12 protein-coding genes and 1 pseudogene are annotated in these 12047 nt (G+C 75.3%); 6 read left to right on the top strand and 7 right to left on the bottom strand.

The genetic code is table 11. From position 1 onward, the window contains the following. Positions 1–116: 116 nt before the first annotated feature. Together AC07A6_RS39645 and AC07A6_RS39640 are read right to left on the bottom strand one after the other, a co-directional pair. Positions 117–1229 carry a serine hydrolase domain-containing protein gene (locus AC07A6_RS39645; RefSeq protein ID WP_478780341.1) on the bottom strand — a complete coding sequence of 371 codons (1113 nt, stop codon included), beginning with the start codon at positions 1227–1229 and terminating at the stop codon, positions 117–119. 152 nt (positions 1230–1381) lie between these two features. Further along, a complete protein-coding gene (locus AC07A6_RS39640; protein WP_478780340.1) occupies positions 1382–2278 on the bottom strand; it encodes an alpha/beta hydrolase in 897 nt (298 codons plus the stop codon). A gap of 119 nt (positions 2279–2397) precedes the next feature. Between AC07A6_RS39640 and AC07A6_RS39635 the strand changes: the two genes are divergently transcribed. Beyond that, complete coding sequence (locus AC07A6_RS39635) at positions 2398–3441, top strand: helix-turn-helix domain-containing protein (protein ID WP_478780339.1); 1044 nt, start codon at positions 2398–2400, stop codon at positions 3439–3441. Between the two features lie 49 nt (positions 3442–3490). Here AC07A6_RS39635 and AC07A6_RS39630 read toward each other — a convergent pair whose 3' ends face one another. Beyond that, positions 3491–5275, bottom strand: a complete 1785-nt coding sequence (locus AC07A6_RS39630) for a virginiamycin B lyase family protein (protein ID WP_478780338.1) — start codon at positions 5273–5275, stop codon at positions 3491–3493. 211 nt (positions 5276–5486) lie between these two features. On the opposite strand from AC07A6_RS39630, the gene AC07A6_RS39625 reads away from it, so the two are divergent. The 3 genes from AC07A6_RS39625 (at position 5487) to AC07A6_RS39615 (ending at position 7664) form a co-directional block, all read left to right on the top strand. Further along, entirely contained in the window at positions 5487–6320 is an 834-nt protein-coding gene (locus AC07A6_RS39625) for a class I SAM-dependent methyltransferase (RefSeq protein WP_362471110.1), read from the top strand. Positions 6321–6442: 122 nt separating this feature from the next. Continuing rightward, positions 6443–7285: a class I SAM-dependent methyltransferase gene (locus AC07A6_RS39620; RefSeq protein ID WP_478780337.1), complete on the top strand. Its 843-nt coding sequence runs from the start codon at positions 6443–6445 to the stop codon at positions 7283–7285. Between the two features lie 136 nt (positions 7286–7421). Next, positions 7422–7664 carry a protealysin inhibitor emfourin gene (locus AC07A6_RS39615; protein WP_362471116.1) on the top strand — a complete coding sequence of 81 codons (243 nt, stop codon included), beginning with the start codon at positions 7422–7424 and terminating at the stop codon, positions 7662–7664. Between the two features lie 55 nt (positions 7665–7719). Here AC07A6_RS39615 and AC07A6_RS39610 read toward each other — a convergent pair whose 3' ends face one another. The 4 genes from AC07A6_RS39610 to AC07A6_RS39595 form a co-directional block, all read right to left on the bottom strand. Further along, positions 7720–7956, bottom strand: coding sequence for a hypothetical protein (locus AC07A6_RS39610; protein ID WP_362471119.1), 237 nt, complete (start codon positions 7954–7956; stop codon positions 7720–7722). A 116-nt stretch (positions 7957–8072) separates the two neighbouring features. Next, positions 8073–8897 carry a DUF1206 domain-containing protein gene (locus tag AC07A6_RS39605; RefSeq protein WP_478780336.1) on the bottom strand — a complete coding sequence of 275 codons (825 nt, stop codon included), beginning with the start codon at positions 8895–8897 and terminating at the stop codon, positions 8073–8075. A gap of 124 nt (positions 8898–9021) precedes the next feature. Next, a complete protein-coding gene (locus AC07A6_RS39600; RefSeq protein WP_478780335.1) occupies positions 9022–9858 on the bottom strand; it encodes a hypothetical protein in 837 nt (278 codons plus the stop codon). 111 nt (positions 9859–9969) lie between these two features. Then, positions 9970–10839, bottom strand: coding sequence for a DMT family transporter (locus AC07A6_RS39595; RefSeq protein WP_478780334.1), 870 nt, complete (start codon positions 10837–10839; stop codon positions 9970–9972). Between the two features lie 64 nt (positions 10840–10903). Between AC07A6_RS39595 and AC07A6_RS39590 the strand changes: the two are divergent. Next, positions 10904–11083, top strand: a pseudogene (locus AC07A6_RS39590) (NmrA family transcriptional regulator); the annotation flags it as partial. A gap of 71 nt (positions 11084–11154) precedes the next feature. Next, positions 11155–11667: a hypothetical protein gene (locus AC07A6_RS39585; protein ID WP_478780333.1), complete on the top strand. Its 513-nt coding sequence runs from the start codon at positions 11155–11157 to the stop codon at positions 11665–11667. Positions 11668–12047 lie beyond the last annotated feature (380 nt).

Below are 12047 nucleotides of genomic sequence, written 5' to 3'. Positions count from 1 at the left end.
CTTTCCTCTTCCTTTGCTTCTTTTCCCTGCCCCCCCCCCTCCCCCCCCTTCTGCCTCCCCCCCCCCCCCCCCCCCCCCCCCCCCCCCCCCCCCCCCCCCCCCCCCCGGCACACCTGCTAGGAGCTCTGCGGTCCGCCGGTGTCCGTGCCGTCGCACATCGCTTCGCCGTACAGCCCGGTCAGGGCGGCGTCGACGGGGTGCGGCGGCCGGCCGCCGGCGGGGTCCGGGGGGCTCCAGCGCTGGAGGTTGACGGCCACGGACATCTGGCGCCTGCCGTCGGCGCGGGTCAGGGAGAGGGTCCCGGCTCCCCAGACCGAGCCGTCGTGGCCCCAGAAGGTGCCGCAGTCCGGGACGGTGACCTTGTGGAGGCCCAGGCCGTACTGGATGGTCGTGGCCGTGCCGTCCAGGTCGCGGACGACGGGGATGGTGCGCTGCATCTGCTCCAGGGAGGCGCGGCTGACGATCCTGCCGTCGAGGAGGCGGGCGTAGAAGCGGTTGAGGTCCGCCATGGTCGACACCAGGGCGGCGCCCGTCCCGGCCCAGGACATGTCGTAGACGCTGTAGTCGCGCGGCGGGTCGAGGAGGCCGAACGCGGCCTCGTACATGAGGGAGTGGGGGCCTTCGATCTCCGGGCCGGACGGGAATCCGGTGTGCCGCAGGCCGGCGCGCCGGATCACGTCGCGGGTGATGTACTCCTGCGCCGGGCTGCCGGTGACCCGTTCCAGGAGTTCGCCGAGCAGCAGGTAGTTGGTGTTGGAGTACGTGCCCGTCGGGGCGCCGGGCTCGCCGGCGGGCGGTGCCGCGAGGCCCAGTGCGATCAGTTCGGCGGGGCGGAAGTGCCGGAAGCGGTTGTCGTCGAGGCTGGCGGGCGAGCCGGTCCGGAGGGACGGGAAGGCGTAGGGGATGTAGTCGGGGAGGCCGCTGGTGTGGTTGAGGAGCATCCGGACGGTGATCTTCCTGCCGCGCTCCCCCGGCACCAGGTCGGGGAGGTGGTCGCCGATCGGGTCGTCGAGGCGGATCCGGCCGCGCTCGACCTGCTGCATGACGGCGACGGCGGTGAAGGTCTTGGTGACGCTGCCGACGCGGTGGCGCAGGTCCGCGGTGGCGGGGCGGCCGGTCGTGACGTCGGCGACCCCGGAGGCGCCGCGCCAGGTCCGGCCGGCGACGCGCACCTCGCCGTACACCCCGGGGACGCCGGCCCGGTGGACGGCGTCCATGGCGGCCCGCAGCTCCGCGGGGGTGGTCGCGGGCGGGGCGGGGGCGGCCGCCGCGGGTACGGCGCCGGCTGTGGCGAGCAGGGCGACGCCCGCGCACAGGGCGAGGCGGAGCTTCTTCGGTCGGGTCGGCACGGTGGTGCTCCTTTCGGGAGGTGGCGGGTGGTTCAGCCGGCGAGGGCGCGGCGCAGGACGGCGCCGAGTTCGGCGTTCTGGCGCTGGGAGACCTCGGCGGACAGGATGGCCTGCGAGCCGTGGAAGGTGCCGGGCCACTGGTGGATCTCGACCGGTACGCCCGCCCGGAGCAGGCGCAGCCCGTAGTCGAGGCCCTCGTCCCGGTTGGGGTCGAACTCCGCGGTGGAGATGTAGGCCGGGGGCAGGCCGGACAGGTCGGCCGCCCGGGCCGGCGCGGCGTACGGGGTCGCGGGTCCGGGGCCGAGGTAGTGCCGCCAGCCGGCGGTGGCCTTGTCGCGGTAGAACCAGGGGGTGTCGGTGAAGTTCCGGGCCGACCAGCTGTCCTGGCGGTCGTCGAGGCCGGGCTGGTTGAGCAGCTGGAAGCGGATCGCCGGTCCGTGGTGGTCGCGGGCCCGCAGGGCGACGGCGGCCGCGAGGTTGGCGCCGGCGCTGTGGCCGCCGACCGCGATGCGGGCCGGGTCGATGCCGAGGGCGTCGGCGTTGCCGGCGGTCCAGGCGAGGACGGCGTACGCGTCGTCCAGGGCGGCGGGGAAGGGGTGTTCGGGGGCGAGGCGGTAGTCCACCGAGATCACCACCGCTCCGGAGCCGGCGGCTATCCGGCTGGCCCAGGGGTGTTCGGTGTCGAGGTCGCCCATGGTGAATCCGCCGCCGTGCATCCACACGACGGCGCCCTCGGCGCCGTGCGGGCGGTAGACGCGTACGGGCACGTCGGGGTCGGCGGCGACGGTGCGGTCCTCGACCTCCATGTCCGCGGCGTCGGGCGCCGGTACGGCGGAGGCCAGTTCGGCGAAGCTCTTGCGGGCGGCGACCGGGTCGCCGAGGTCGGTCCGCGGGAAGAAGGGTACGAATGCTTCGAGTTCGGGGTCCATGACGGACATCCTCACGGGGCGGGCGGTCCCGGGTCGTCCGCCGTCCGTCGGGCATCCGGGCCCGATCGCGCGCCGATCGGCGCCCCCTGCCGCCCGGCCGTGCCTCCTATGCTTGCGCCATGGAGGCACTCGCCGTACGGCTGTCGGGACTCGATCCGTACGTGGACGGGGCCCTGCGCATCGTCGCGTTCTACGACACGCTCATGCGCCGGCGGGTGGACCTCGCCGCGCTCGCCCGGGCCTCGGCGGGGCTGGCCGAATGCGTAGCCGGGATCCGGCTGTTCGGGACGGGGCGGACGATCCGTGTCTCGCCCGACGGCGGTGCGGCTCCGGACGGGGCTCCGGACGGGCCCGTGTCCGGCTCGGTGGCGGTGGTCCTCGACGAGGAGGAGATCGGCTCGGTGTGGCTGGAGCGGCCGGGTCCGGCCGGTCCGCTCGACGAGGTGCTCCTGGAGCGGCTGGCCATCGCCGTCGCGGCCGCGGTCGAACGGTACGGGCCGGCCCGGACCACGATGGCGGACCCGGCCCTCGTCGAGCTGGTGATCGGTGCCGGGACCGACGAGGCGGCCAGGGCCCGGGCGCTGCGGCTGCTGGGGTTCGCCGCCGGTACGCCGGTCCGGGTGGCCGCCGTGCGGCCGGGGCCGGTGCCGCTCGACCGGGTGGGCGGGCTGGTCTGCCCGGGGCGGCCGGTGAAGGGGGCGGTGGTCGCCGGGGTCGGCGTCGTCCTGGCCGCGGCCGTGGAGCCGGACCGGTTCCCGCAGGGCGTGTACGCGGGCATCGGCGCCGCCGGGCGGCCCGACGTGGCGTGGCGGGAGGCCCGTACCGCCCTGCGGTTCGCCACCGCGCGCGAACCGGTCGTCCGCTACGCCGCGTTGGGCGCGCTGGCGCTCCTGGCGGAGGTGCCGCGGGAGGTCCTGCGCGGCAACCCGGACGTGGTGGCCCTGGCCCGGCTGGCGGGCAGTCCCGAGGACCTGGAGACATTGGACGCGTACTGCGCCACGGGGTCGCTGCGCCGGGCGGCCGACCTGCTCCACCTGCACCACAGCAGCGTGGCCCGCAGGATCGAGCAGATCGGCCGGGTGCTGGACCTCGACCTGACCGGGACGCCCGGGCTGTACCGGGCCGGGCTGGCGCTGGCCGCGTGGCGGCTGCTCGAAGGGTGAGGGCGTGCGGGGTGCCGGCGCTCCCGCGAGGGCCGGCACCCCGTGCGGGTCAGGGGCAGCCCGTGCCCGTGGCGGGGTTGGCGCAGACGTCGGTGCCGGGGCCGCCGTCGTTGGTGTTGGTGCCCGGCCCGCCGTCGAGGCTGTCGTTGCCGACGTCGCCGAAGAGGAAGTCGTCGCCTTCCCCGCCGGCCAGGGTGTCGTCACCTGGGTTGCCGTGCAGGATGTCGCTGCCCGTGCCGCCGGCGATGCGGTCCGCGCCGGGGCCGCCGGTGACGCGGTCGTCCCCGGGGCCGGCGCAGACCAGGTCGTCGCCGGCGACGGCGTTGACGGTGTCGTTGCCGCCGTGGGCGAGGATGACGTCGCGGCCGGGGGTGCCGTTGAGGAGGTCGTTGCCGGGAGTGCCGGTGATGGTCGGCTGCTCGCCGAAGCAGGTGGTCGCGTCGACGGTGGTGCTCTCCTGGGCGGTGTCGTTGGCGGGGGACGGGTCGGAGACCGCGCCGGCCACGGCCGCCGTGTCGGTGAGGACGTCCTCCGTCGTGGCCAGTGCCGTGATGGTCCGCGCGGCGCTCGCTCCGGCGGTGAGCGTGCCGATGTCACAGGTCACGACGTCGGGGGTCGAACCGGCGGCCGTGCACCCGGCGGAGGCGGAGACGAACTGGAGTCCGGCGGGCAGGGTGTCCTTGAGGACGACGCCCTCGGCGGTCTGCGGGCCGTTGTTGGACGCGGTGAGCGTGTACGTCACGTTCTGGCCCTCCACGACGGGGTCGGAGCCCGTGTCGGACTTGGTGACGGCGAGGTCGGCTTCGGTCAGGGCGATGCGGCCGATGTAGCCGGCGGTCTCGGCGAACCAGATGTTGTCGTCCGGACCCTTGGTGATGCCCCAGGGGCCTCGCTCCGAGGAGGGCAGCGGGAACTCCGCGATGACTCCCGCGGTGCTGATCCGCCCGATCCGCCCGCTGTTGCGTTCGGTGAACCAGAGGCTGTCGTCCGGGCCGGCGACGATGTCCTGCGGCTGGGGCGAGGCGCCGTCCGACGGGACGTCGAACTGGGTGATCGCGCCGGAGGTAGTGATCCGGCCGATCCGGTTGCCGCCGAACACGGTGAACCAGAGGTTCCCGTCGGGGCCGGTGGTGATGTCGGTGGGGCCGCCGCCGCCGGGGACCGGGAATTCGGTGACGGCGCCGGACGGGGTCATGCGGCCGATCAGGTTGTCGCCGATCTCGGTGAACCAGAGGTTCCCGTCCGGGCCGGTGGTGATGTAGGAGGGCTGGCCGGAGCCGGCGGGCAGGGGGAACTCCGTGAGGGCGCCGGTCGTGGTGATCCGGCCGATCCGGTGGGCGTTCTGCTCGGTGAACCACAGGGCGCCGTCCGGGCCCGCGGTGATGCCGGTGGGCTCGACGAACTGCTCGGGCAGGGGATAGACGGTGACCGTGCCGTTCGTGTCGATCTTCCCGACCCTGGAGTCGAAGGTCTGCATGGTGAACCAGAGGTTCCCGTCGGGGCCCGTGGTGATGTCGTGCAGGGCGCTGAACGGAGGCACGGAGTACTCGGCGATGAGGGTGCCGGCCGGGCTCATCCGCCCGATCTTGTCGGCGGCCACCTTGGTGAACCACAGGTTGCCGTCCGGACCGGAGGTGATCCCGACCGGGGTGCTCGGGTTGGTGAGGGGGTATTCGACGAGGTTCACGGCCGCCTCGGCCCGGGGTGCGCCGGGGGCCAGGGGCAGGACGGCGGCCAGCAGGACTCCGGAGAGCAGCGCCGCGAGGCGGCCGCGGCGGCGGGGCCGGGGCGGTTCGGGGGCCGCCGGTTCCGGCGCGTTGCGGGTGGAGGGCATGGGCGGGCACCTTTCGGTCGGGCGGGAACGCGCCCGTCGTACCAAGGCCCGATCGTTTCTGCGGATGCGGCGGCGCCCGCGGCTCGCCGTCCCTTCACCCGGATTCCACCCGAACGGACGCGTCCCGCTGCCGCCGGGCCGGGCTCCCGCCGGGTTCCTATGCTCGAAGGAGGACGGCCATCGGCACCGTACGGACGAGGAGGCGGGTGGCATGACCGGGACGGCGGACGCGCGCGAGGCCGACCGCGCGCTCAAGGAGAAGCACCGGACGATGTGGGCGCTCGGCGATTACCCGGCGGTCGCCACACAGGTCGTGGCGGGGCTCGGGCCCGCGCTGGTCGAGGCCTGCGGGGTGAAGGACGGGGACCGGGTGCTGGACGTCGCCGCGGGGTCGGGCAACGCTTCGATCCCGGCCGCGCTGGCCGGCGCCGACGTGGTGGCCTGCGACCTCACGCCCGAGCTGCTGGCCGTGGGCCGCAAGGAGGCCGAGGCGCGCGGTGCCGTGCTGAGCTGGCAGGAGGCGGACGCGGAGGCGCTGCCGTTCGAGGACGCGACCTTCGACACGGTGATGTCCTGTGTCGGGGTCATGTTCGCCCCGCACCACCGGCCCACCGCCGACGAGCTGGTGCGGGTCTGCCGGCCCGGCGGGACGATCGGGCTGCTCAACTGGACCCCGGAGGGCTTCATCGGGCAGATGTTCGCCACCATGAAGCCGTACGCACCGCCGCCCCCGCCGGGAGCCCAGCCGCCCCCGCTGTGGGGGAACGAGGAACACGTACGGACGCTGCTCGGCGACCGCGTCACCGGCGTCGAGGCGCGTCGGCGGCCGCTGCGGGTGGACGCGTTCCGGGAGCCGGAGGAGTTCCGGGAGTTCTTCAAGGCCGCGTACGGGCCGACGATCGCCGTCTACCGGTACATCGCCGACGATCCCGGGCGGACCGCGGCCCTGGACGGGGCCCTCGCCGGCCTGGCGGCCGGCGCCCTGCGGGACGGGGTCATGGAGTGGGAGTACCTGCTGCTCACCGCGCGGCGCGCCACCGCCTGAGCGCGGTGCTGCCGGGGCGGCGCCGGGGCGCGCCGCCGACCGGCCCAATGCCGGTGTCCCGGCGGCCGGCGGGCGATCCTTCAGGCCGGGCGGTACGGGGCCGTCCGGCGGAAGGAGTCGCGGTGGCAGCAGCATCCCCCGAGGAGCGCCCGGCGGACGCGGGACGCGCGGGACGGTACGGCGAGGCGCTGTTCCGGCCGGAGGCGCCCGGTGAGGGCGAGCGCATCGACCACGCCGCCCTCGTCTACGACCCGCTCACCCGGCAGCGGCTGCGCGCGCTCGGCGTCGGTCCCGGCTGGCGCTGCCTGGAGGTCGGTGCCGGTACGGGCACGGTCGCCCGGTGGCTCGCCGAGGAGGCCGGGGTCGGCGAGGTCGTCGCCCTGGACCGCGACACCAGCCGGCTGGCGCCGCTCGCCGGACCCCGGCTGCGGGTGCTCACCGACGACCTGAACCGGCTGGACGACGAGGCGGAGCTCGGTTCCTTCGACCTGGTCCACGCCCGGTTCGTGCTGATGCACCTCCCCGAACGCCGGGCCCTCGTCGACCGCCTCGCCAAGCGCCTGCGGCCCGGCGGGTACCTCGTCCTCAGCGACGCGGCGGACGTGCCCGACCCCGCCGACGCGCGCTCCGCGTACCGGCGCACCCTGGACGCCATGTGGCGGACGCTCTCGGAGACCATCGGCACCGACGTCGCGGCCGTGCTCGACTACCCGCACACCCTGCGCGCGGCCGGTCTGGCCGAGGTCGCCGCCGAGCTGGTCTGCCCGCCCCTGACACCGGGCAGTCCGCTCGCGGCCTTCTGGCGCGAGACCTGGCAGCGGATGCGGACGGAGCTCCTCGCGCCGGGCCGGCTCGAACCGGTCGTCTTCGACGAGGCCCTCGCCTACCTGGACTCCCCCGGCCTGGCCGAACTCGGCCCCGGCATGCTCACCGCCTGGGGCCGCCGCCCGACGCCGCGCGCCTGACCCTGCGGCGGTGCTTTCCGGCCGTTCCCCTCCGCACCGGGGGAACGGGCCGGTATCGGGGGCAGGCGCGCCCACGGCGGCGACGCGCCGCCCCGCGCGGAACCCGCGCCGGCACACAGGAACCGGAGGAACGGTCATGCTCATCACGGTCACCCGCACCGGCGGCTTCACCGGAGCCGAGAAGCTCCGTGCGCTCGACACGGCGGGGCGGCAGGACGCGGCACGGCTCGAGGAGCTCGCCCACCGGGCCGTCTCGTCCGTGGCGGACGGATACCACTACCGCATCACCGTCGACGGCGAGGTCCTGGACGTGGAGGACCCGTGCCTGTCCGACGACCAGCGGACGCTGATCCGTACCGTCCTCGGCGAAGGGGCCTGACGGCCGCACGGACGCCGCGGCCGTCAGTCCTCACGCCCGTCCGCCGCCGCGCCCGTCAGTGCACGGTCCAGTTGAACTTGCCGCCCCCGACCCAGCGGACCTCGTCCAGGTCGTCCAGGTCGTGGATGGTGATCCCCGCCTCGGCGGCGACCAGCAGCACGTCCGTCATCGATTCCGCCCGGCCGACGAACTCCCCGTCGAGCTCGATGATCCGGAACGGCGGATTTCCGGGTTGGACGCCCAGGACGGTGATGCGCGCCGGGGAGAGGTGAGGTGTCAGGCCTTCGGTCATGGGGAGACGGTTGCACGCCGTGACCGGTGACGGGCGCGGCGACACGGCCCGGGGAGCCGATCGGCGGCGTACGGGCGACCGCGGGCCCCGGGGCGGGGCCGCCGCGGCGGCGGGTGTCAGACCCGCTGCCAGGCGGCCGCCGCCCACGAGAACAGGCCGAACAGGACCAGGCCCGCCGCCACCGCCACCAGCAGCCACGGCCCGGCCGGGGTGTCGGCGAAGGCGCGCAGGGTGTCGTCGACGCCCCTGGCCTTGCCCGGGTCGTACTCCACCGCGGCGTAGAGCGCGCAGCCGCCCGCCGCCGCGAACAGGGCGCCCCGGGCGAGGCCGCCCCCGACGCCGAGCACGTCGACGGCACCGCTGACCCATCCCGGCCGGGAGGGCGGCGCCAGGTCGTCGCGGAACTTCCGGAGTACCGCCGACACCGCGATCACCACCCCGCCCACCGCCACGCCGAGTCCCGCCAGGGCCACCAGCCAGCGGCCGCCGGGCCATTCCAGGACGCTCGCGGTGGCGTCGCGCGACTGCTCGTCGCCGGATCCGCCGCCGCCCTGCCCGGCCGCGAAGGCGATGACGGAAGCGGCGACCGCGGCGTAGAACACAGCCCGGCAGGCCGCCCCGAACCGTTTGCCGGCCTTGCGCCCGTCGGGCCCGGCACCGCCGAAGGCCGCCTCCGAGAGCCTCCACAGGGTCATCCCGACCAGGCCGGTGCCGACGGCCCAGATCAGCATCCGGCCCAGGGGGCCGCCCGCCAGCCCGGCGAGGGCGCCCTGCCGGTCCGCCTGCCGTCCGGCGTCGTCCCCGAACGCGATGCGCAGGGCGAGGGCGCCGACGAGGACGTACAGGACCCCGCGCGTGGCGAGTCCCGCGCGGGCCGCGACCACGATCCCGGTACGCGGGGCGCCGTCCTGGACCCGGGCCCCTCCAGAAGTCGACTGCATGGCCACCCCTCCGCTCCCGGAGCGCCGGTGCGCTCCCTGCGGGGCGTCTGCCCCGTACGGCGCGGTTGTCCCGGGCGGCCGCGGGGGTGACGCTGCGTGGCGGGCGGCTCGACGGCCGGTGGGGTCAGCGGCCCAGCGCTCCGCGCACGGTGATCCCGTAGCGGCGGCGCAGGCGCCACACCTCCCAGACGGAGAGCGCGGTCACCGAGAGGGGGCCGCCGAGCAGGAAGGTGTAGAGCACCTCCGGGGGCGCGGCGACGTCGGGGCCGTTGAAGAGCTGGAAGGCGAACAGCGACCACACCAGCAGCGGCGAGAGCAGTGCCGGGAGCAGCTGGTGGACGTCCGAGGCGCGGAAGCAGGAGGCCACGCAGACGTAGGCGGCGAGGACCGTGTACGGGATCGAGGCGATCAGCAGGACCAGGGCGAGCAGCCAGCCGATGGCCGAGACGATGAAGCCGACCAGGGAGCACAGGATGCCGCGGCCGAAGATCCCGGAGAAGAAGTCCGCCACGTCGGTCTCGCTCGCGAGGTCACCCCTGACTGTGGTGAGGGAGAGCCAGACCAGCGCGGGCCCCAGGGCGAGCGCGAGCATGTACACGATCGGCCCGACCAGGCGGCGGACGAAGGCGCGGCGCCGGTCCGGGGTGCCGGCGATGAGGAAGGCGCTGATGCCGACGATGCTGCCCACCAGCAGGATGCCGCAGGCGAAGCCGAGTTCGGCGAGTTTGCCGAAGACGAAGTCCTGCCGTCCCGAGCTGAGCGGGTAGGCCAGGACGATCCACACGGCGGCGACCAGGCCGAGGAGCGTGCGGATGACCTGGAGGGCGCCTATGAGGCGGTCGTCGGGCCGCTCGTCCGGTCCGGGGGCGTGTTCGCCCATGACGGTGCGGAAGAACTCGTTCATCGCGCCGAAGGGCCCTTCGGACTCCTGGCGCCCCGCCTGCGGCCTGGTCGTGCTCACTTCTCGTCCCCCGGGTGCTGCGCGTGCTTCCCGCGGCGGTGGCAGCCCGCCGCGAACGTCGAACACCCTAGCGGATCTTGAACGGTCGGCCGGTCCGGCCGGGGCGGCGGCTCATCGGGGCGCGGGCGGCTCCTCCGGGGTCTCGGTCCTGGCCAGGGCCAGCACCCCGGCGCAGATCAGGGCGAGGCCCAGGAGCTGCGGGAGCAGCCACCAGCGGGCCCGCAGGTGCTCCTCGTACAGCAGGACCCCCAGGGCGATGCTGACGCCGGCGTCGCCGAGGGTCAGTGCGGGCTGCGAGGCGACCAGCGGGCCGCCCTGCACGGCGTGTTCGAGGAGCAGCAGGGCGCAGACGCCGCTCGCGCCGAAGGCGTACGTCTCCCAGGCCGTCAGGAACGCGCCGATGCCGCCTTCCTGGAGTACGTGCACGGCGGACTTCATCAGCGCGGCCGTGAGCGCGTAGCAGACGGCGGTGGCCGCGCCGAGGCATCCGGCCCGCGTCCGGCCGGGCGGCCGCCGCAGTCCGGTGGCGGCCAGTACCGCCACCGCCGCCGCACAGGCGGCCAGGGCCAGGGCCCAGCGGTCGAAGGGGACGTGGGTCCGGTTCCCGGCGGGCGCGGCGGCCACCAGCACGATCCCGAGCCCGGCGACCACCCCCGCCACGGCGAGCCAGAGCGCGCCCGGCAGCGGAGTGCGGGCCAGGAGCGAGGCGATCAGCAGGGCGAGCGGCAGCTCCAGCACGAACAGGGGCTGTACGAGGGCCAGCGCGCCCGTGGCCAGCGCGAGGGCCTGGCCGGCCCCGGCCGCGATCACCGCCAGGATCCCGGCGATCCACAGCGGCCGCCGCAGCAGGTCGAGGACGAGCCCGAACCGGAAGCCGTCGCTCTGCGGCACGGTGAGCGAGGCCCGCCGCTGGAGGACGGTGGCGAGGGCGTTGCTGAGCGCGGCGAACAGCGCGAAGAGGACCGGGAGGAGGAAGCCCATGCCCCGATCCTGACCGCGCGGGAGCCGCCCCGCGCCGCCCGTTCCCCCGTACGGGTCGGCTGCCGAGGCCCGCGCCCAAATGCTGGCCTTCATGCCCGAGCCGGTGGTGGAGGGCACCCTCGCCATCCTCGGCAGGCCACTGCCCGCCGAAATCGTGACGAGCCCGGACGTCGAGCGGGTCCTGGGCCGGGCGCCGCGCACCTTCGCGCAGTGGGCCGCCCGCACCGCCCCCGCCTTCCGCTGACCCCCGGCGGGCCGGCGGGGGGCCGGGCACGGCATCATGCTGGCAGCCGAAGCCGAACCGGAAGCCGTGGGATGAGCAGCACGCCGAACCACCCGTCGAAGAGCCCCGCCCGAAGGGCCGAACGCCTGATCGCGTTCGTGCCGCTGCTGGTCATCGAGCGCGGGGACCGCGCGGCGGCCGCGGCGGCCCTCGCGCACTGGCAGGAGGCCCTGGACGCGGTCGACCGCGCCCGGCCCGGCCGGATCACACGGCGGGCCGAACCCGCCTGGGACCGGGCCGCCTCCCTGCTGGGCTTCCAGGCCGCGTCCTGGTTCCTGATCACGATCGCCGTGGTCGTGGGCGGTGTGTTCCTGCCCCGGAACCCGGTCACCGGCTGTCTCGTCGTGACCCTGGCGGCCTTCCCCTCCGCGCTCTGCGCGATGCGCGAGGCCGCGCACGAGACCGCGAGGTCGGCGCTGCGCCGCGGGCGGCTGACCGAGCGGGCCGGCCGCCGGCTGAAGCGGTTCCGGCGGGACGCGCTCGCCGCGCTGGTGTCCGTACCGATGTGGGGGATCTGGGCCCTGGCCATCCAGCCCTGGGCCTAGCCGTCAACGCCGTCCGCCGAGGCGGGCCGAGCCCGGTCGCCCGTGATGACAGCGCGTCAGAACAGGCCCGGGGCAGGCGAAGTGACGGGGCGTGGGAAATCGGAGGGTCCGGGACCGGTCGCCGTCGGCGGGGGTCGTCGGCGATGCTGTAGCCGCACCACGCCGATCTTCACCACCGACGACCGAGGGAGATCCATGGCCGACACCGTCAACTCACTGGCCGCCCGTGTTCACGAGCTGCTGGTGGCGCACCTGGCCGACAGCGCCGGGGGGGGGGGGGGGGGGGGGGGGGGAGGCCCCTCCCTCCTCGCGCGCGGCCGCTTCCGTTTTCTTCTTCGCTTTGCCGTCGCCCCGTGGGTGTACGACAGCACCCGACCCCC

The organism is Streptomyces sp. NPDC044002, assembly GCF_056434525.1.
This window is presented reverse-complemented; position numbering and strand designations above follow the sequence as displayed.

Coding starts and splice junctions, on each gene's coding strand:
- AC07A6_RS39640 (WP_478780340.1), bottom strand. CDS start 2,278: ATGGACCCCGAACTCGAAGCATTCGTACCCTTCTTCCCGCGGACCGAC.
- AC07A6_RS39635 (WP_478780339.1), top strand. CDS start 2,398: ATGGAGGCACTCGCCGTACGGCTGTCGGGACTCGATCCGTACGTGGAC.
- AC07A6_RS39630 (WP_478780338.1), bottom strand. CDS start 5,275: ATGCCCTCCACCCGCAACGCGCCGGAACCGGCGGCCCCCGAACCGCCC.
- AC07A6_RS39625 (WP_362471110.1), top strand. CDS start 5,487: ATGACCGGGACGGCGGACGCGCGCGAGGCCGACCGCGCGCTCAAGGAG.
- AC07A6_RS39615 (WP_362471116.1), top strand. CDS start 7,422: ATGCTCATCACGGTCACCCGCACCGGCGGCTTCACCGGAGCCGAGAAG.
- AC07A6_RS39610 (WP_362471119.1), bottom strand. CDS start 7,956: ATGACCGAAGGCCTGACACCTCACCTCTCCCCGGCGCGCATCACCGTC.
- AC07A6_RS39605 (WP_478780336.1), bottom strand. CDS start 8,897: ATGCAGTCGACTTCTGGAGGGGCCCGGGTCCAGGACGGCGCCCCGCGT.
- AC07A6_RS39595 (WP_478780334.1), bottom strand. CDS start 10,839: ATGGGCTTCCTCCTCCCGGTCCTCTTCGCGCTGTTCGCCGCGCTCAGC.
- AC07A6_RS39585 (WP_478780333.1), top strand. CDS start 11,155: ATGAGCAGCACGCCGAACCACCCGTCGAAGAGCCCCGCCCGAAGGGCC.